17 protein-coding genes are annotated in these 19,543 nt (G+C 70.3%); 9 read left to right on the forward strand and 8 right to left on the reverse strand.

What is annotated here, in order from left to right:
• Positions 1 to 25: 25 nt before the first annotated feature.
• Positions 26 to 1,735 (forward strand): FAD-dependent oxidoreductase, encoded by a 1,710-nt coding sequence (locus ASG91_RS02825; protein ID WP_056921250.1) that lies wholly within the window; start codon positions 26 to 28, stop codon positions 1,733 to 1,735.
• Positions 1,736 to 1,752: 17 nt separating this feature from the next.
• On the opposite strand, the gene glgA is transcribed toward ASG91_RS02825, so the two are convergent.
• Positions 1,753 to 2,943, reverse strand: a complete 1,191-nt coding sequence (gene glgA / locus ASG91_RS02830; RefSeq protein WP_056921059.1) for a glycogen synthase — start codon at positions 2,941 to 2,943, stop codon at positions 1,753 to 1,755.
• Positions 2,944 to 3,019: 76 nt separating this feature from the next.
• On the opposite strand from glgA, the gene glgC reads away from it, so the two are divergent.
• Entirely contained in the window at positions 3,020 to 4,273 is a 1,254-nt protein-coding gene (glgC, locus tag ASG91_RS02835; protein WP_056921060.1) for a glucose-1-phosphate adenylyltransferase, read from the forward strand.
• Positions 4,270 to 5,085 carry an LLM class F420-dependent oxidoreductase gene (locus ASG91_RS02840; RefSeq protein ID WP_056921061.1) on the forward strand — a complete coding sequence of 272 codons (816 nt, stop codon included), beginning with the start codon at positions 4,270 to 4,272 and terminating at the stop codon, positions 5,083 to 5,085. Before glgC ends, ASG91_RS02840 begins: the two co-directional genes overlap by 4 nt.
• Before the next feature lie 3 nt (positions 5,086 to 5,088).
• Here the strand turns inward: ASG91_RS02840 and ASG91_RS02845 are convergent, their stop codons facing one another.
• Together ASG91_RS02845 and ASG91_RS02850 are read right to left on the reverse strand one after the other, a co-directional pair.
• Positions 5,089 to 5,328: a hypothetical protein gene (locus ASG91_RS02845; RefSeq protein ID WP_157605952.1), complete on the reverse strand. Its 240-nt coding sequence runs from the start codon at positions 5,326 to 5,328 to the stop codon at positions 5,089 to 5,091.
• Between the two features lie 15 nt (positions 5,329 to 5,343).
• Positions 5,344 to 5,742, reverse strand: coding sequence for a hypothetical protein (locus tag ASG91_RS02850; RefSeq protein WP_056921063.1), 399 nt, complete (start codon positions 5,740 to 5,742; stop codon positions 5,344 to 5,346).
• Positions 5,743 to 6,174: 432 nt separating this feature from the next.
• Here ASG91_RS02850 and serB point away from each other — a divergent pair, with 432 nt between their 5' ends.
• Genes serB through cphA form a run of 3 tightly spaced genes read left to right on the forward strand, consistent with a single transcriptional unit; the run spans position 6,175 to position 11,178 of the window.
• A complete protein-coding gene (gene serB, locus ASG91_RS02855; RefSeq protein WP_056921064.1) occupies positions 6,175 to 7,398 on the forward strand; it encodes a phosphoserine phosphatase SerB in 1,224 nt (407 codons plus the stop codon).
• 16 nt (positions 7,399 to 7,414) lie between these two features.
• On the forward strand, positions 7,415 to 8,284 hold the full coding sequence (locus tag ASG91_RS02860) for a cyanophycinase (protein WP_056921065.1): 870 nt from the start codon (positions 7,415 to 7,417) through the stop codon (positions 8,282 to 8,284).
• A gap of 38 nt (positions 8,285 to 8,322) precedes the next feature.
• Positions 8,323 to 11,178 carry a cyanophycin synthetase gene (gene cphA, locus ASG91_RS02865; protein ID WP_056921066.1) on the forward strand — a complete coding sequence of 952 codons (2,856 nt, stop codon included), beginning with the start codon at positions 8,323 to 8,325 and terminating at the stop codon, positions 11,176 to 11,178.
• 7 nt (positions 11,179 to 11,185) lie between these two features.
• On the opposite strand, the gene ASG91_RS02870 is transcribed toward cphA, so the two are convergent.
• The 3 genes from ASG91_RS02870 to ASG91_RS02880 all read right to left on the reverse strand — a co-directional run bounded on the left by ASG91_RS02870 (position 11,186) and on the right by ASG91_RS02880 (position 14,979).
• On the reverse strand, positions 11,186 to 13,405 hold the full coding sequence (locus ASG91_RS02870) for a tetratricopeptide repeat protein (protein WP_056921067.1): 2,220 nt from the start codon (positions 13,403 to 13,405) through the stop codon (positions 11,186 to 11,188).
• A gap of 41 nt (positions 13,406 to 13,446) precedes the next feature.
• Complete coding sequence (gene fabI / locus ASG91_RS02875) at positions 13,447 to 14,205, reverse strand: enoyl-ACP reductase FabI (RefSeq protein ID WP_056921068.1); 759 nt, start codon at positions 14,203 to 14,205, stop codon at positions 13,447 to 13,449.
• Positions 14,206 to 14,268: 63 nt separating this feature from the next.
• Entirely contained in the window at positions 14,269 to 14,979 is a 711-nt protein-coding gene (locus tag ASG91_RS02880; protein ID WP_056921069.1) for a beta-ketoacyl-ACP reductase, read from the reverse strand.
• Between the two features lie 122 nt (positions 14,980 to 15,101).
• Between ASG91_RS02880 and ASG91_RS02885 the strand changes: the two genes are divergently transcribed.
• Both ASG91_RS02885 and ASG91_RS02890 read left to right on the forward strand, forming a co-directional pair.
• Entirely contained in the window at positions 15,102 to 15,422 is a 321-nt protein-coding gene (locus tag ASG91_RS02885) for a DUF3099 domain-containing protein (protein ID WP_056921070.1), read from the forward strand.
• Positions 15,422 to 15,631 (forward strand): hypothetical protein, encoded by a 210-nt coding sequence (locus ASG91_RS02890; RefSeq protein ID WP_056921071.1) that lies wholly within the window; start codon positions 15,422 to 15,424, stop codon positions 15,629 to 15,631. The genes ASG91_RS02885 and ASG91_RS02890 overlap by 1 nt, the downstream gene beginning before the upstream one ends.
• Before the next feature lie 31 nt (positions 15,632 to 15,662).
• Here ASG91_RS02890 and moaA read toward each other — a convergent pair whose 3' ends face one another.
• Positions 15,663 to 16,709: a GTP 3',8-cyclase MoaA gene (moaA, locus tag ASG91_RS02895; protein WP_056921072.1), complete on the reverse strand. Its 1,047-nt coding sequence runs from the start codon at positions 16,707 to 16,709 to the stop codon at positions 15,663 to 15,665.
• A 32-nt stretch (positions 16,710 to 16,741) separates the two neighbouring features.
• Here moaA and ASG91_RS02900 point away from each other — a divergent pair, with 32 nt between their 5' ends.
• Entirely contained in the window at positions 16,742 to 17,539 is a 798-nt protein-coding gene (locus ASG91_RS02900; RefSeq protein WP_056921073.1) for an SURF1 family protein, read from the forward strand.
• A gap of 13 nt (positions 17,540 to 17,552) precedes the next feature.
• Here the strand turns inward: ASG91_RS02900 and ASG91_RS02905 are convergent, their stop codons facing one another.
• Complete coding sequence (locus tag ASG91_RS02905; protein WP_056921074.1) at positions 17,553 to 19,421, reverse strand: ABC transporter ATP-binding protein; 1,869 nt, start codon at positions 19,419 to 19,421, stop codon at positions 17,553 to 17,555.
• Between the last annotated feature and the right edge of the window lie 122 nt (positions 19,422 to 19,543).

Consider the following 19,543-nt stretch of genomic DNA (forward strand, 5'->3'; position numbering starts at 1 on the left):
GCCCGGCGGATTAGGCTTGGACACCATGGCGGACCCCGCAATCATCCTGGTGTCGGAACACCACGCCGACACGCTGCTCGAGGAGTTCCAGAGCAGGTACGCGCGCGACTACGACCTGCGCACGGCCGGCTCCTGCACGGAGGCCGAGTCGATCGCCCGCGAGATCCGTGACCGCGGCGACCACGTCGCCCTCTTCGTCACCGACTCACGGCTGCCCGACGTCGAGAGCGTCCACTACGCGTTCCACCGCTGGCGCCTGGTCGTCGCGACCGCTCGCCGGGTCGTGGCCGCCCACTGGGACTACTTCCTCGCCGACGCGCCCGACCTGCGGGTCGGCATGGCCAAGGGCAAGTTCGACGCCTACCTCCTCATGCCGCGTGGGCGGCGCGACGAGGAGTTCCACAACGCCATCACCGACCTGCTGTCGGAGTGGACCTCCACGATCCCCCAGCCCGAGGTCGTCGTCGCCAAGGTCATCTCGCCGACCCATGACGCGCTCACGATGGCGATCCGCGACTTCCTCGACCGGATGGGCATGCAGAACCGGCTCTGGCACCCCGACACCCTGGAGCTGCAGGACTACCTCGCGGGGATCCGCGAGCAGCTCGGGGTCGACGAGCTCCGCTGGCCGCTGGTCGTGGCAGCCAACCGGGTGCCCGTCCAGGCGACCAGCGTCCGCGACGTCGCGATCGCGATCAACGGCGCCCCGCGCAACTTCGAGCTCGACGGTGTCGTCGACCTCGCGGTCGTGGGTGGCGGACCCGCCGGACTCGCCGCGGCCGTCTACGGCGCGTCCGAGGGCCTCTCCGTGGTCGTGCTGGAGGCCGAGGCGATCGGCGGCCAGGCCGGCACGAGCTCCATGATCCGCAACTACCTCGGCTTCCCCCGGGGCATCTCGGGCATGCGGCTGGCCCAGCGTGCGCGCAACCAGGCGCTGCGCTTCGGGACCGACTTCCTCACCGGGTGGGAAGTCACCGCGCTCGAGCCGGGCACCGACCAGGCCCCACACCTGCTGCGCACGGACGGCGGCGAGGTACGGGCCAGGACCGTGCTGATCTCCAGTGGCGTGGCCTACCGCAAGCTCGGGGTGCCCCCGCTCGAGGCCCTCGTCGGGGCCGGCGTCAACTACGGCGCCGCCATGACCGCAGCCCGCGAGATGGAGGGTTACGACGTCGTGGTGGTCGGGGGCGGCAACTCCGCCGGCCAGGCCGCGCTGCACCTGGCGCGGTTCGCGAGCTCGGTGACGATCGTGGTCCGCCGCGGCGGGCTCGAGGAGACCATGTCGCAGTACCTGATCGACGAGATCGGCTACAACGAGCGCATCTCCGTGCTGCCCTGCACCAGGGTGGTCGACGGTGGCGGCGAGGGTCAGCTCGAGTGGGTGTGTCTCGAGGACACCACCACGGGTCGGCGCACGACGAAGCAGGCGCGGGGACTGTTCCTGCTGCTCGGCGCCGCGCCCCGGTGCGACTGGCTGCCACCCCAGCTGGCCCGGGACAAGCACAGCTTCGTGCTCACCGGACGCGACGTGCCGCGTGACCAGTGGACCGACGACGTGCCCCCTGCCAACCTGGCCACGACGGTGCCCGGCATCTTCGCCGCCGGCGACATCAGGGCAGGGTCGATGAAGCGGGTCGCTGCCGCCAGCGGGGAGGGCGCCTCGGTGGTGCCCCTCGTGCACGCCTACCTCGCGCCCGCGACCGAGGACGAGCTGGCCTCGGCGCCGGTGTCGTAGCCGGGCCGAGGGTCGGCTCAGCCGAGCACGTCGCGGTAGACCTGGATGGTGCGGTCGCCGATGGTGGCCCACGAGAACGCGTCGACCGCGCGGGTGCGCCCGGCCAGCCCCATGGCGCTGGCGCGCGCCGGGTCACTGACCGCGTCGTTGAGCGCGTGCGCCAGGTCGGCGACGAACCGGTCGGCGTCGAGGGGTATGCCGCTGCCGTCCTGCTTCTGCTCGATCGGCACCAACCAGCCGGTCTCGCCGTCCACGACGACCTCGGGGATGCCGCCGGTGGCCGTGGCCACGACAGCCAGCTCGCAGGCCATCGCCTCGAGGTTGACGATGCCCAGGGGCTCGTAGATCGAGGGGCAGGCGAAGACGGTCGCGGCCGAGAGCAGGGCGACCACCTCGGCGCGCGGCAGCATCTCGGGGATCCACACGACGCCCTTGCGGGTGGCGCGCAGCTCCTCCATGAGGCCCTGCACCTCGGCCATGATCTCGGGGGTGTCCGGCGAGCCGGCGCACAGGACGAGCTGCACGTCGGGCGGCAGCTGCGCGGCAGCTCGCAGGAGGTAGGGGAGCCCCTTCTGGCGGGTGATCCGTCCGACGAAGATGACGGACTTGCCGTCCGGGTCGACACCGTGCCGCCGGACGGTGTCGTCGTCGCGGTGCCGCTGCCACAGCTGCGAGTCGATGCCGTTGTGGACGACCTTCACCCGCTCGGGGTCGATCGAGGGGTAGCTGCGCAGGACGTCCTGGCGCATGCCCTCGCTCACCGCGATGACCGCGGCGGCGGCCTCGTAGGCGGTGCGCTCGACGAACGACGAGACCCGGTAGCCGCCGCCGAGCTGCTCGGCCTTCCAGGGCCGCATCGGTTCCAGGCTGTGGGCGCTCACCACGTGCGGCATGCCGCCGAGCAGCGACCCGACGTGCCCGGCGAAGTTGGCGTACCAGGTGTGGGAGTGGACCAGGTCGGCCCCGACGCAGTCGCCCGCCATCGCCAGGTCGACCCCCATCGTGCGGATCGCGGCGTTCGCGCCCGCGAGGTCCGGCAGGTCGGCATACCCGGTCGTCCCCTCCTCGACCACGGGCACGCCGAACGCGCGCACCCGCGCATCGACATCGCCCCTGTCGCGCAACGCGCGGACGAGCTCGGCGACGTGGACCCCCGCTCCGCCGTAGATGTTGGGCGGGTACTCCTTGGTCAGGATGTCGACTCTCACGCTCGCGAGCGTAGCCGCGTCGGCTCATCTGCGGACAGGGGTCGCCGCGCGGCGTCACAGTCCCTAGGGTCGACCCATGGCGTACAAGTCTGGTGGACCCAAGGTGCTGGCCATCGTCCTCGCGGGTGGGGAGGGGAAGCGGCTGATGCCGCTGACCGCCGACCGAGCCAAACCAGCGGTGCCGTTCGGGGGGATCTACCGGCTGATCGACTTCGCGCTGAGCAACATCGTGAACAGCGGCTACCTCAAGGTGGTCGTCCTCACCCAGTACAAGTCGCACAGCCTCGACCGCCACGTCACCAAGACCTGGCGGATGTCGACGATGCTCGGCAACTACGTGGCCCCGGTCCCGGCGCAGCAGCGCATCGACAAGAACTGGTACCTCGGCTCGGCGAACGCGATCTTCCAGAGCCTCAACCTGATCCACGACGAGAAGCCCGACATCGTCGTGGTGGTCGGCGCCGACCACGTCTACCGGATGGACTTCTCGCAGATGGTCGCCCAGCACATCGAGACCAAGGCAGGCGTGACGGTCGCGGCCATCCGCCAACCGATCTCGCTGGCCGACCAGTTCGGGGTGATCGAGGTCGACGACGGCGACCACCGCAAGATCGGGGCGTTCAAGGAGAAGCCCAAGGACGCCAAGGGCCTGCCCGACTCCCCCGACGAGGTGCTCGCGTCCATGGGCAACTACGTCTTCGACGCGGACGTGCTGATCGACGCCGTGACCCGCGACAACGACCGCGAGGGCAGCAAGCACGACATGGGCGGCGACATCGTCCCCGACTTCGTGGACAACGGTGCCGGCTACGTCTACGACTTCAAGGACAACGTCATCCCGGGCGCGACGCCCCGTGACCAGGCCTACTGGCGCGATGTCGGGACGATGGACTCCTACTGGGAGGCGCACATGGACCTCGTGTCCATCCACCCGGTCTTCAACCTCTACAACTACGACTGGCCGATCTACACCGACTACGGGCCGCTCGCGCCCGCGAAGCTCGTCCACGGCGCGGCCGGCAAGTTCGGCGAGGCGCACAACTCGGCGGTCTCCCCCGGTGTCGTCATCTCCGGCGCGACGGTCACCAACTCGGTGCTCTCCCCGCGGTGCCACATCCACAGCGGCACGACGATCGACGACAGCGTGCTGCTCGACGGCGTCGAGGTCGGACGGGGCTGCGTCATCAAGCGGGCCATCATCGACAAGGGGGTGCAGGTTCCCGAGGACACCACCATCGGCGTCGACCACGACCACGACCGCGCCCGCGGGTTCATGGTGACCGAGTCGGGCCTGACCGTCATCGCCAAGTTCCAGGAGGTCACTGCGTGACGGGCGACCGGCCGATCCGGATCGGGGTCCAGCTCCAACCGCAGCACGCCGAGTACGCCGCGATCCGTCGCGCCGCGGCCGAGGCGGAGGAGATCGGTGTCGACATCGTCTTCAACTGGGACCACTTCTACCCGCTCTACGGCCAGCCCGACGGGGCGCACTTCGAATGCTGGACGATGCTCGGCGCCTGGGCCGAGGCCACTTCGCGCGTCGAGATCGGCGCGCTGGTCACGTGCAACAGCTACCGCAACCCGCAGCTGCTGGCCGACATGGCGCGGACCGTCGACCACATCAGTGGTGGCCGGCTCATCCTCGGCATCGGGTCGGGCTGGTTCGAGCGCGACTACGACGAGTACGGCTACGAGTTCGGCACAGCGGGCAGGCGGCTGGACAACCTCGCCCGCGACCTGCCGCTCATCAAGCAGCGCTGGGCCAAGCTCAATCCCCCGCCGACCCGCGACATCCCCGTCCTCATCGGCGGCGGCGGCGAACGCAAGACGCTCAGGATCGTGGCCGAGCACGCCACCATCTGGCACGGTTTCGGCAGCGCGGAGACCATCGCTCACAAGCACGCCGTCCTCGACGAGTGGTGCGCGAAGCTGGGGCGCGACCCGGCCGAGATCGAGCGCTCCTCGGGTGTCTCCCCCAAGCCCGGTCGCCTCCCCGAGGACGTCAGGGACTACGTGGCCGGCGCCGAGGCCTTGTATGCCGTGGGCACGCGACTCTTCACCGTCGGTATCGGGGGCCCCAGGTACGACCTCGGCCCGATCCGCGACCTCGTCGCCTGGCGCGACGCGCGCCAGGCGACCTAGCGGTCAGTCGTCCACTCGCCAACTCGGCGTGGACCCTCGCGACCCCTGTCCGTTCTTGACGTAGCGGCTCCGTCCCAGCCAGAGCCCCACCGCACAGAAAAGAACCGATGCCGGGACGTAGACCGCGATGGTGCGCCCAGGGTTGTGAGTGGTCGACAACGACGCCACAAGGCCCACGAACATCACGATCGCCACTGCGAAGGCGTCCTTGCGCAGCGAGGCCTCCTTGCTGTGCGTTCTCATGCTCATGAGTGTCTCTCAGACCCTGCAGGTGACGAGATCAAAACGCACCAGGCTGATGTCTGCCAGCGGCGGGGCAGGAATCCGGAAGCGCAGGCACTTCTTTGCTGAGATTCCTTGGTTGATGACGGACTGCATCTTGGCGAAGTAGGCCTTGACCATGAACACGCATGCCGCGACGGTCGTAGCACCGGCCTTGATAAGCAGGCCACACGCAGCCTGGGACAGGTCGTTGATGGTGCCCATGTGCTGCTTGAGATACCACATCCACGACCACGAATAGCGCAGGTAGATGACGGTTTTCGGCTGTCCCAGCGAGTTGAACGCCACGCCGTACCAGTAGTCCGAACCTTTGGCTGCCGAAACGATGACGCTGGATGCGGCCAGCGCCTCCGGAGAGCTCGCGTCCAACAACATGACGCCCTCCTGAGCCGGTGTGTGTTGCGTGTCCAGGCGGTCGTTCGATCCGACTCCCGCCTCGACGGGTGTCCCAGCCGGGGGGCCTGAGTGGTGCACCCCACGAGGCCTGGCAGCCTCGATGGATGACGTCGAAGTCGCGGTTGCCGGCAAAAGCCAGCCCCAGCACCATTGCGATGAGTGTCGTCACGACGTAAGGCAGTCTTTTCATGTAGTCCCCCGAGTCGTTCGTAGGCTCGCGGTTCGAGCTCGACACTGAAGCGAAGATAGAAAGTTAGGGATATACATGCACGTGACTGCCTGTGACTACGTGGATTCATACAGATTCTTTACCCATCGCCTTGCGTGAGGTAGTAGGCCCTTCGGTGTCCGAACGGGTCGGATGGCGAGACTCCCGGAGGGGGCTTCGACCTCCGTCGATAGTGTGATGAGGTGCCCGACCTGACCGCGCAGACGCTCCTGGTGACCATCTCCGGTGAGGACCGTCCGGGCGTCACCAGCACGTTCTTCGACGCCATCGCCGACGTGGGTGCCGAGGTGCTCGACCTCGAGCAGGTCGTCGTCCGTGGCCACCTCACCCTCGCGATGCTGCTCACCGCCGGCGAGGCCCACGAGCGGCTGCGCAGCGTGCTGACGAACGTCGGTCGCGACCTCGACCTCAAGGTGAAGATCAAGTCCGGCACCGGCGACAGCCGCAAGCGACGCGGCGGCCGGGCCGCGGTCGTCGTCCTCGGGGCCCCGCTGCGCGCCAGCGGCGTCGCGGCGATCACGGCCCGCATCGCCTCCCACGGCGCCAACATCGACCGCATCCGACGGTTGTCGCGCTACCCCGTCACCACGGTCGAGTTCGACGTCTCCGGCGCTGACGTGGACCGACTCCGTCGCGAGCTGGCCATGGAGTCGAGTGTCCACGGGCTCGACATCGCGGTCGCCGCCGGCGGCCTGGCCCGGCGCGGTCGCCGGCTGGTCGTCATGGACGTCGACTCCACGCTCATCCAGGATGAGGTCATCGAGTTGCTCGCCAGCCACGCCGGCCGGGAGGCCGAGGTGGCCGCCGTGACTGCAGCCGCAATGCGGGGCGAGCTCGACTTCGCCGACAGCCTGCGCGAGCGGGTCGCGGCACTCGAAGGTCTCCCCGTCTCGGTGCTCGACGACGTGCGCGCCGCCGTCCAGTTCACCCCGGGGGCACGGACTCTCGTCCGCACCCTCAAGCGCCTCGGCTTCACCGTGGCCATCGTGTCGGGGGGCTTCATCGAGATCGTCGAGGACCTCGCCCGCGAGCTGGGCATCGACCACGCCCACGCCAACCGCCTCGAGGTGCGCGACGGCATACTCACCGGACGCCTGGTCGGGGACATCGTGGACCGGGCCGGAAAGGCAGCCGCTCTGCGCCGGTTCGCCGCCGAGGCCGGCCTCCCGCTGTCGCGCACCGTCGCCATCGGCGACGGTGCCAACGACCTCGACATGCTGGAGGCGGCCGGGCTCGGGGTGGCCTTCAACGCCAAGCCGGTGGTGCGCGAGCAGGCCGACACCGCGGTGAACGTGCCCTACCTCGACGCGGTGCTCTACCTCCTGGGGATCACCCGCGAGGAGATCGAGGAGGCGGACGAGGCAGACGGCACGCCGACCCCCGCTCCGCCGATCCCCACCCCCTGACTCCTAGGCTGACGCAATGGCAAGCACGCAGGGCCGCAAGGGTCGCAAGGTTCCGACACTGTTCATCATCGGCGGAGCAGAGGACCGGGTCGGCAAGGCGACCGTGCTCCGCCGCTTCGTGCGGCTCGCGGGTGGCAAGCGCTCGCGGATCGTCCTCATCCCCACGGCGTCGTCGTTCGAGAACGAGGTCGTCGAGTCCTACCGCGAGGTCTTCACCCGCCTGGGCGCCCCCGAGATCGCGGTGGTGAACCCGCCGAACCGCGTCTCGGCCCACGACCAGGAGCTCGTCGCCCTGCTCGACCAGGCGACCGGCATCTTCATGAGTGGCGGCAGCCAGCTGAAGCTCAGCCAGCGGTTCCCGGGCACCCCGCTCGGTGATGCCCTGAACCGCGCCCATGAGCGCGGCACCGTCATCGGCGGGACCTCGGCCGGCGCCTCGATCATGAGCCAGTTCATGATCTCGATGGGCGAGGAGGGCGTCACGCCCCGACAGCGCTACGGCCAGCTCACCGCAGGGCTGGGGCTGATCGACGGAGTGATCATCGACCAGCACTTCGCGCAGCGGTCCCGCTACGGCCGGCTCATGTCGATGGTCGCGGCCTCCCCCAACCTGATCGGCGTCGGCATCGACGAGGACACCGCCATCGAGGTGCGGGACCGACGTTTCTTCACGGTGCACGGGAGCGGGGTCGCCTTCGTCCTCGACTGCCGCAGCGCCGACTCCGACGCACCCGACGCCCGGCGGGGTGCACCCCTCATGGTCTCCGGCGCAGTCGTGCACTCGCTGCCCGCAGGCGCTACGTTCGACCTCTCCGAGGTTCGCCTCGTCGACTTCGTCGAGAAGCACCCCGATGTCGCGGTGGCCCTCGCAACGGCCAAGGCCTGACCCACCGCCTCGCACTGCCCGACCCGCAAGGAGATCCCATGGCAGATCGCCCCACCCCCACCGGTCCCGCTGCACCCGAGCTCTCGATCGTGGAGTCGCGGGTCTATCGCGGTGGGAACATCTGGTCGTACAGTCCGGCGATCCACCTCGTGGTCGACCTCGGCGTGCTCGAGGCGTATCCCACTGACACCATCGACGGGTTCACCGACCGGCTGGTCGAGCTGCTGCCGAACCTGCAGAACCACACCTGCTCGCGGGGAGTGAAGGGTGGCTTCATCGAGCGGATGCGCGAGGGCACCTGGCTCGGCCACGTCGCCGAGCACGTCGCCCTGCAGCTCCAGCAGGAGGCCGGGCACGACCTGCGACGCGGCAAGACGCGGGCCGTCAAGGGCCAGACCGGTGTCTACAACGTCATCTACGACTACGCCGACGAGGCCGTGGGCCTCGCCGCCGGCACGCTCGCCGTCCGGCTCGTCAACCACCTCGTGCAGGCCGAGGAGGGCTTCGACTTCTCCGAGGAGCTCGACGTGTTCCTGCGTCGCGCGCAGCGCACGGCGTTCGGGCCGTCCACCGGCGCCATCCTCGAGGAGGCTATCTCCCGCGACATCCCCTACATCCGCCTCAACTCGGCCTCCCTCGTGCAGCTCGGCCAGGGGGTCCACGCCCAGCGCATCCGCGCGACGATGACCTCGAAGACCGGCGCCCTCGCCGTCGACATCGCCAGCGACAAGGACATGACGACGCGACTGCTGGGCTCGGCGGGTCTGCCCGTCCCCAAGCAGGAGACCGTGCGCACCGCCGACGGAGCTGTGGCCGCCGCGAAGCGGATCGGCTACCCCGTCGTGGTCAAGCCGCTCGACGGCAACCACGGGCGAGGGGTCTGCCTCGACCTCACGACCGAGGAAGCCGTCCGGGCGAGCTTCGTCATCGCCGAGGGCGAGTCGCGGCGGGGCTACGTCATCGTGGAGTCCCACGTCACCGGTCGCGACTACCGCTGCCTCATCGTGGGTGGCCGGATGCAGGCCATCGCGGAGCGCGTCCCGGCCCACGTGGTCGGCGACGGCAGCCACACCGTCTCCGAGCTGGTCGAGATCACCAACGCCGACCCGCGGCGCGGGGTCGGGCACGAGAAGGTGCTCACCCGCATCAAGGTCGACGACGCGGCGATCGGGCTGGTGCGCGACCAGGGCTTCGAGCTCGACGACGTGCCGCCCAAGGACCAGATGGTCAAGCTCGCCCTGACCGGCAACATGTCCACCGGTGGCATCTCGGTGGACCGGACCTTCGACGCCCACCCCGACAACGTGGAGATCGCCGAGGAAGCGGCCCGGATGATCGGGCTCGACGTCGCCGGCATCGACTTCATCTGTCCTGACATCGCCTCCCCCGTCCGCGAGACGGGTGGCGCGATCTGCGAGGTCAACGCTGCCCCTGGGTTCCGGATGCACACCCACCCCACCGTCGGTGAGCCGCAGTTCATCGCCAAGCCTGTCGTCGACCTGCTGTTCCCGCCCGGCTCCCCGTCGCGCGTGCCGATCGTCGCCGTCACCGGCACGAACGGCAAGACCACGACGTCGCGGATGATCGCCCACATCTTCAAGGGAATCGGCCACAAGGTCGGCATGACGTCGACCGACGGCATCGTCATCGACGAGCGCCTGGTCTACAAGGCCGACGCCTCGGGACCGCGGTCGGCGCGGATGGTCCTGCAGAACCCGCGCGTCGACTTCGCGGTGATGGAGGTGGCTCGCGGCGGCATCCTCCGCGAGGGCCTGGGCTACGACCGCAACGACGTCGCCGTCGTCACGAACGTCGCGCCCGACCACCTCGGCATGAAGGGCATCGACACCCTCGCGCAGCTGGCTGACGTCAAGGCCGTCGTCGTGGAAGCGGTGCCACGCAACGGTTTCGCGGTGCTCAACGCCGACGACGACCTCGTCCGCAAGATGCGTCGCCGCTGCTCGGGCGGGATCGTCTGGTTCTCATTGCAGCCACCCGGAAGCAAGGTCCGCGAGTTCGTCGAGGACTACTGCCGGCGCGGCGGACGCGCCGTCGTCCTCGACCACACCGACCGCGGCGACATGATCGTCATCAAGCACGGCCGCCGCTCGATGCAGCTCGCGTGGACCCACCTCCTGCCGTCGACCTTCGGTGGCACGGCGAAGTTCAACGTCGCCAACGCCATGGCCGCCGCGGGTGCGGCGTTCGCCGCGGGCGCCGGTCTGCACGAGATCCGGCAGGGCCTGCGCACCTTCACGACGAGCTACTACCTCTCCCCCGGCCGCATGAACCTCGTCAACGTGCACAACGTCGACGTCTTCGTCGACTACTGCCACAACGCCCCCGGCATGCGGGTGCTCGGGGAGTTCGTGGAGTCGTATGCCGACCAGAAGGCCGGTCAGTCCGACCTCGGCAAGGTCTCGCGGATCGGCATGATCTCCACCGCCGGCGACCGGCGGGACGACGACATGCGCGAGCTCGGGTCGCTGGCAGCCCGCCACTTCGACGTCGTCGTGGTGCGTGAGGACGAGCGCAAGCGCGGTCGTCCGGCCGGCCAGACCGCCGACCTCATCGCCGAGGGGGCCAAGGGCGAGATCGGCAAGGAGGGCGTGCGCTGCCGACAGGTCGAGATCGTCCTCAACGAGGTCGACGCGGTCCGGCACTGCATGGCGCGCGCCAACCCCGGCGACGTCGTGGTGCTCTGCGTCGACCAGCACGCCGAGGTGCTCGGCGAGCTCGAGCAGATGACCAAGCACGCCCAGGCCGGTGCCCACAACAAGGAGGGCATCGGCGACCCCGACCTCGATCCGGTCGAGATGCAGTCAGAGGCGCAGCAGTCCGGTGACGACGCCGCGGCGTCCGAGGCAGCCGAGGTCGAGCCGGCCACCACCTGAGCTGCCGCTAGCGGTCGCGCAGCTCCGCGGCATACCCCGACAGGGCACGCTGGTAGGCGAGGGCGTCCTCGTCGCCGGCGTGGTGCAGCAGCACCTCGATCAGGTCGGCGACGGACGACTCGGCGTGCCCGCTGTCGACGCCCGCCAGGGCGCGGAAGGCCTCCACGGCGACGCTGCCGGGCCGTTCGGTGCTGAGCTCGGTCAGGAGCGAGTAGGCCAGCTCGGGCTGTCCCGCGACCCGCAGGCTGGAGGCCAGCTGGATCCGGGCACGGTGCCGCTGCGGCTCGCGCAGACCGGCTGCCAGGCAGTCACGGTAGAGCGGGATGGCGTCCTGCTCCTTGCCCGCCGCGTCGAGCGCACTCGCGTGCTCGAACACCAGGCGCGGGTCGGCCGGCCGCTGGCTGCGCAGCCGGGCCACTGCGTCGATCCGCTCCTGGTCGTCGGCCAGCTCCCACAGCTCGGCGATCTGGGCCTCGAACTCGTGCTCACCCCGCGCGGCCACCACCTTCCGGCGGATGTCGTCGGGGGTGTCGGCCCGGGCGCCCTGCTCGGCCAGCCAGGACGCCACCTGGGAGCGCTCGGCGTGGCACATCAGCGCCACGACGTCGCCGTCGGCGGCGCCGGGCACGAGCGCCTGCAGCCCGCCCAGCTCGGTCTCGTAGGACTCGATGTCGGACACCCCGGCCCGGGCGAGCCCGGTCCGCAGGTGCGACTCCAGCTCCTCCATCGTGCGCCCGCGCAGGTAGTGCGCCTTGTGGGCGGCCACGATCCGGTCGGCCCGCAGCCCCGCCACCTCGCCGATCGACTCGAGCAGGTCGTCAGTGCGGTCACCGGCCAGGCCGAGGCCCAGGTGCACCTGCCCGCCGGGCACCTTGAGCCCGTGCGCGACGTCCATCAGCGCCTCGAGCCCCGCCTCGTTGTGGGCGAGGTCGACGATGACCGTGATCGCCGACCCGTCCTCGCGCCGCAGCGTGTAGGTGTTCATCCGGCCCGGGTTCAGCTTGTCGTCGGGAGCGAAGGTGCGCAGCCCCTCGACGACGGCCGCACGAGGCAACCCGAGCCCGAGGGCAGCCGCGGCGCCGGCGAGGGCGTTGGCGATGTTGTGGTGCGACAGGCCCGACAGCGTGGCCGGCACGTCGAGGATGCTGATCAGGCGGTCAGGGTCCTGCCCGTTCTGGAGGACGGTGACCGACCCGTCGAGCACGGTGATCGCCCGGCCGCCCAGGTCGAGGGACTCACGGATCGCCGGGGCATCGGACCGCAGGGTGAAGACCCACGGCTTGCCCTTGATGCCGTTGCGCATGGCCCACACCCGGGGGTCCTCGCCGTTGAGCACGACCCAGCCGCCAGGCCTGGTGGCCTTGGTGATGATGGCCTTGACCTCGGCCAGCTGGTCGACGGTGTCGATCCCCTGCAGGCCCAGGTGGTCGGCCGAGACGTTGGTGACGACGCTGACGTCGTTGGAGGTCACGCCCATCCCCTTCAGGAGCATGCCGCCACGGGCGGTCTCGAGGATGCCCAGCTGGACGCCGGGGGCGGTCAGCACGCCGCGGGCACCAGCCGGCCCCGAGTAGTCCCCCGCCTCGATCACCTCGCCCTGGACCACCACTCCGTCGGTCGAGGACCAGGCCGTCCGGAGTCCGGCGGTCATCCCGATGTGGCCGAGCAGGCGGGTCGTCGTGGTCTTGCCGTTGGTGCCGGTGATCGACGCGACCGGGATCTGCGGCTTGAGGATCGACGGACGGTCACCGGGCTCGGTGCGCCCGACGACCAGCCCCTCCTCCTCGATCACGTCGCCACCGTCGAGCCAGGCCTGGAGGACCGGGCCGACACCGTGCCCGAGCGCGCGCGCCCGGGTGCGGCGACGCCATACGAAGGCCATCACGACCGCCTCGGGGGCACTCCCTGGACGGACCCGCACACCGAGACGCGTGGTGCCGCTCGCGGCGGCCAGCCGGCGGACCGCCCGCTCGACGAGCCGCATGACGAAGCGCTGGCGCTGCTCGGTGCCGGGCGCTCCCGGGCGCGCGCTGCGCATGCCCACCCTGGTGGCCAGGTCGGTGAGGGTCCGCTCGTCGGCCGCGAGGTAGCCCGGCAGCTCGAGGCTCACCTTGATCGCCGGCTTGGCGAAGTAGAGGTTGGGCCCCTCCAGGACCCGGACCTCCGTCACCGCCACGGCGGGCGGGGTGAGGGATCCGGGCTCGGAGACGGCGGGGGAAGACGTCATGCGGCGAGCCTAGTTGTGGCTGCGCTGGCGGGCAGCGGTGGTCACTGCCCCATTGCGTGGACGCCGCCGTCGACGTGGACGATCTCACCCGTCGTGGCCGGGAACCAGTCGGAGAGCAGCACGGCGCACGCCTGGGCGGCGGGGACGGCGTTGTTGACGTCCCAGCCGAGGGGCGCCCGCTCGTTCCAGGTGTCCTCGAAGGTCTGGAAGCCGGGGATCGACTTGGCGGCCGTGGTGCGGATCGGTCCCGCGGCCACGAGATTGCACCGCACGCCCTTCGGCCCGAGGTCGCGGGCCAGGTAGCGGTTGGTCGACTCGAAGGCGGCCTTGGCCACGCCCATCCAGTCGTAGACCGGCCAGGCGAACTTCGCGTCGAAGGTGAGGCCCACGATGCTGCCGCCGTCCTTCATCAGGGGGAGCGCCGCGACCCCGAGCGACTTCAGCGAGTACGCCGAGGCGTGCATTGCCGTCGAGACGTCCTCGAAGGTGCCCTCGAGGAAGTTGAACGCACCCTGGGGGGCGAACCCGATGGAGTGCAGGACGCCGTCGAGGTGGTCGACGTGCTCCCCGAGCCGCTCTGACAGGCTGTCGAGGTCGTCCTGGTTGGTGACGTCCAGCTCGATCACCGGCGGGGTGGTCGGCAGCCGCTTGGCGATGGTCTGGGTGATCTTGAACGTGCGACCGAACGACGTGAGCACCACCTCCGCCCCCTGCTCCTGCGCGATCTTCGCGACGTGGAAGGCGATCGAGGAGTCCATCAGGACGCCGGTGATCAGGAGCTTCTTACCCTCGAGCAGCATGTGGGGTGCCTTTCGCTGTTGGAAGTGATGGCGTCTTCGTCTTGTGTGGTTGCCGACTGGGGCTCAGTGGCCCATACCGAGCCCGCCGTCGACGGGGAGCACCGCACCGGTGATGTATGCCGCGTCGTCACCGGCGAGGAAGCGCACCGCTGCCGCGACCTCCTCGGGCTGGGCGAACCGTCCGGCGGGGATGGTGGCCAGGTAGGTCTTCTTGCGGTCCTCGGGCAGCTCCGCCGTCATGTCGGTCTCGATGAAGCCCGGCGCGACGACGTTGGCGGTGATGCCACGGCCGCCCAGCTCACGGGAGATGGACCGGGCCAGCCCGACGAGTCCGGCCTTGCTGGCGGAGTAGTTGGTCTGGCCGGGCGAGCCGTAGAGGCCCACGACGCTGGAGATGAAGATGATCCGGCCCTTGCGCTGCTTGATCATCCCCTTCACCGCGCGACGCGCGCACCGGAAGGCCCCGGCGAGGTTGGTGTCGATGACCACGTCGAAGTCCTCGTCGGACATCCGCATCAGCAGGGTGTCCCGGGTGACGCCGGCATTGGCCACGAGGACCTCCACCGGACCACCGAGGATCTCCTCGGCCTCCGTGAAGGCCTGGTCGACCGACGCCGAGTCGGTCACCTCGCAGCGCACGCCGCGCAGGCCCTCCGGGGGCTCCCCCGAGCGGTGGGTGATGACGACGTTGTCGCCGGCCTCCACCAGGGCGGTGGCGATGCTGAGACCGATGCCGCGGTTGCCGCCGGTGACCAGCACGTTGCGACCTGCCATGGATGTCCTCCGGGGGTTCTCGACGATGCTCCGGGCCGGGCGCTCACGCACGCTGCGCCTTCGCCGCGACCTTATCGACTACCCATGGGTACACCGCATCCGAGGACGCCTATCGTGGACATGTGCCCCGCCACCACCGCCACCACCACGACGAGCCCGTCGTCCAGTCGGTGACGTCGGTGCCGGAGTCGCTGGCCGAGGAGCAGGCCGGCCGAATCCGCCGCTACCTGGTGACCATGGGCATCCGCACGGTGTGCTTCGTCCTCGCCGCCGTGACCGCCACCCAGGGTGCCCCGTGGTGGCTCTGGGGCAGCTTCGCGGTGGCCGCCATCGTGCTCCCCTACGTGGCCGTCGTGCTGGCCAACGCCGTGCGCCCCCGGCTGCCGGGCTCCTCGGCGCCGGTGACCCCGCGCGGCGACGGTCCTGACCAGATCGGTCGCTGATGGAGTCCTTGGTCTGCAGCGCGAAGGCGTGCCGCAACTCAGCCACCTGGGCGCACCTCTGGAACAACCCGAAGCTGCACACCCCCGATCGTCGCAAGGTCTGGTTGGCCTGCGACGACCACCGCACGTCGCTCGGCGAGTTCCTGTCGATCCGCGGCTTCCTGGTCGAGACGGTGGCCGCGGACGCGATCCCCGAGACCGCCGGCTGAGCCGTCGGACCGAGCCTTCGAGAGGGGTCGGTCAGCCGCCGATGGCTGACATCGGCCGGTCGGGCTGGACGAAGTCGGCCGTCCCGATGCCGTGGCCGGGGAGCTTGCGCCACATCTCGCCCTGGATGAGGGCGCCGAGCTCCTCGTCGCTGGCTCCGTCGCGCAGCGGTCCGAGCAGGTCGGTCTCCTTCTGCGAGAACAGGCAGTTGCGCACCTGGCCGTCCGCGGTGAGCCGGGTGCGGTCGCAGGCCGCGCAGAACGGCGCACTCACGCTCGCGATGATGCCGACCGTCACGGGACCACCGTTGACGAGGAACCGCTCGGCCGGCGCGCTCCCCCGGTCGGCGGCCGGCAGCGGGGTCAGCTCGAACCGCTCCTCGAGGCGTTCGTGGATCTCCTGGGCGCTGATCATCGTCGAGGCGTCCCAGCCGTGTTGGGCGTCCAGCGGCATCTGCTCGATGAACCGCAGCTCGTAGCCGCGGTCGAGGCACCACTGCAGGAGGTCAGCCACCGAGTGGTCGTTGATCCCCCGCATCGCGACGGCGTTGACCTTGACCGGTGTCAGCCCGGCCGCGGCCGCGGCCTTGAGCCCCAGCTCGACGTCGTGGAGCCGGTCGCGACGGGTGAGGTCGGCGAACTCCTGGGGGTCGATCGTGTCGAGGCTGACGTTGACCCGGTCGAGTCCGGCGTCGGCCAGCGGCTGGGCCAGCCGGTCGAGCCCGATCCCGTTGGTGGTCATGGCGATCCGCGGGCGCGGCTCGAGGCGGGCGACCCGTCGGACGACGTCGACCAGCGAACGGCGCAGCAGGGGCTCGCCACCGGTGAGCCGGATCTGCTGGACACCCAGCCCGACGAAGACCCCGATGACGCGGACCAGCTCGTCGTCGGTCAGCATCTCGGGCTTGGCCAGCCACGGGAGCCCCTCGGCCGGCATGCAGTAGCGGCAGCGCAGGTTGCACCGGTCCGTCACCGAGACGCGCAGGTCGCGCGCCACCCGGCCGAGCTGGTCGGGCAGGCCCACGGTCCCCGCAGGAGCGCGCGAGTCAGCGCGCACGCTCGGGAAGGGAAGGCCGGTCATGACCCCTAGCCTAAGCCGGGTACCGTGAAGCAGTGGTCAAGGTGCTCACATCGCGTCGGTGGCTGGGTGCCTTCGGGGTCGCCCTGGCCTTCGCGGTGGCCGCGTTCTTCCTCGGCCAGTGGCAGTGGCACCGCTACGAGGCCAAGGCGGCACGGGCCGACCGCATCCACAGCCACTACGACGCCAAGCCCCAGCCGGTCGCCGGCGTGCTCGGTGCCGACCCCATGCCGCTGTCGCGCGAGTGGACCCGCGTCACCATGCAGGGCCGGTATGCCGCGGACGCCACCCTGCTCGTCCGGAACCGCCCGTTCGAGGGCACCTACGGCTACGAGGTGCTGGTGCCGTTCCGGGACGCAGCAGGTGGCACGGTGCTCGTGGACCGCGGCTGGGTGCAGAACGCCCAGACCGCCGAGACGCTGCCCGATGTCGTCCCGGCGCCGACCGGGGACGTGACGGTGACCGGGTGGCTGCGTCGCTCCGAGCCGTCCTTGGGCAAGTCACTCCCCCGCGGCCAGCTGGCCAGCATCAACCTCGCGGAGGCCAGCAGCCAGGTCGGCAGCCCACTGCTCGGCGCCTACGTCATCCTCGAGGTCGAGCGGCTCCCCGACGGGACCGCTCCCCCACGACCGACTGCCCTGGAGGCCCCCGACACCGACCTCGGCCCGCACCAGGCCTACGCGTTCCAGTGGTGGCTGGGCATGGTGGCGGGGTTCGTGCTGGTCTGGTTCGGGGCGCGGCGGGAGTACCGAGAGGGGCTCGAGCTGGCCGCCCCCGAGGGCACCCCGAGGCCCGTCAAGAAGGTGCGGATCTGGGACGAGGAGGACGCCTGAGCGGCTGGTTCCCTCAGGCGGGGACGTCGGTGCTGCGACTCTCCTGGTCGGCGAACTGGGTGGTGTAGAGGTCGTTGTAGAGCCCGCCGCGTTCGAGCAGCTCGCGATGCGTGCCGCGTTCGACGATCCGGCCCTGGTCGACGACGAGGATCTGGTCGGCCCCGCGCACGGTCGAGAGCCGGTGGGCGATGACGATCGCCGTCCGACCTTCGAGGGCGGTGTCGAGGGCTCGCTGCACCGCGGCCTCCGACTCGCTGTCGAGGTGAGCGGTGGCTTCGTCGAGGACCACCAGGCCCGGCCCCTTGAGCAGCAGCCGCGCGAGGGCCAGTCGCTGCTTCTCGCCGCCGGACAGGCGGTGTCCGCGGTCGCCCACGACGGTGTCGAGCCCCTCGGGGAGCGACCCCACCAGTGACCAGACCTGCGCGGCCTTGAGGGCCTCGACGAACTGGTCGTCGGTGGCGTCCGGAGCGGCATAGCGCAGGTTGGCGCGGATGGTGTCGTGGAACAGGTGCGCCTCCTGGGTGACCATGCCGACGGTACGGGTCACGGACTCCAACGTCGCGTCGCGGAGGTCGACCCCGTTGAGCCGCACCGATCCGGTCGACGGGTCGTAGAGCCGCGCCAGGAGCGAGGTGATGGTCGTCTTGCCGGCCCCGCTCGGGCCGACCAGCGCCACGAGCTGGCCCGGCTCGGCGACGAACCCGACGTCCCTGAGCACGACTCCCCCGCCCTTGCGGTCGCCGGTCGCGACGCTCTCCAAGGAAGCCAGCGACACCTCGTCGGCCGAGGGGTAGCGGAACGCGACCCCGGACAGCTCGACCCGCACCGGGGCAGTGGGGATCGGCTGGGCGTCGGCGCGCTCGGTGACGAGCGGCTGGAGGTCGAGCACCTCGAAGACCCGCTCGAACGACACGAGCGCGGTCATCACGTCGACGCGCACGTTGGACAGCGAGGTCAGCGGCCCGTAGAGCCGCGCCAGGAGGGCGGTGAGGGCGAGCAGGGTGCCGACGGTGAGCGATCCGCTGACCGCCATCAGCCCCCCGAAGCCGTAGACCATGGCGGTTGCCAGCGAGGCCACCAGCGTGAGGGCGACGAAGAAGATGCTGCGGTTGAGCGCGATCCGGACCCCCATGTCGCGCACCCCGGCCGCCTGCTCGGCATACTCTCGGTCCTCGCGGCGGGGCTCCCCGAAGAGCTTGACGAGCAGCGCGCCGGCGACGTTGAACCGCTCGGTCATGCGTGAGCCGAGGTCGGCGTTGAGCCCCATCTGGGCGTGGGTCAGCCCGGCGAGACGCCGGCCCATCAGCCGCGCCGGCAGCAGGAAGAACGGCACGAGGGCCAGCGAGGCGAGCGTGAGCTGCCAGGACAGCGTCGCCATCGTGACGATGATCAGCACCAGCGACACGACGTTGCTCACGACGCTGGACAGCACCGACGTGAACGCCTGCTGCGCACCGATGACGTCGCTGTTGAGCCGGCTCACCAGGGCTCCGGTCTGCGCCCGGGTGAAGAACGCGATCGGCTGGCGCAGCACGTGGGAGAAGACCTCCGTGCGCAGCGAGTAGATCAGCCCCTCACCGATGCGGCTGGAGAACCAGCGCTCGACCAGGGTGAGGAGGCCGCTGACGACAGCCAGGGCAGCCACCACGAGCGCGAGCTCGATGACGACGCCGCGGTCGCGGGGCGTGATGCCCTTGTCGATGAGCTCCTTGAGCAGGAGCGGGGTGGCGACGACCAGGGCCGAGTCGATGATGACCAGCACGAGGAACAGCCCGATCTCGCGCCGGAACGGCTGGGCGTAGGACGCGACGCGGCGCGCGGTGCCCGGCGCGAGCTTGCGGTCCTTGACCGAGTCGTCGCGGGTCAGGGACCGCATGGCCATCCAGCCGGCATGGCTCACAGGGCTTCTCCTCTACTCACGGCCGTGGAACGCCGCCCGGGCGACGGCTCATTCCCCATGATGGGGCCGGGCACTGACATTGCGCCCAGCGCGCAACCGCGGAT

This window comes from Phycicoccus sp. Soil802 (assembly GCF_001429605.1).
Taxonomy (GTDB): domain Bacteria; phylum Actinomycetota; class Actinomycetes; order Actinomycetales; family Dermatophilaceae; genus Pedococcus.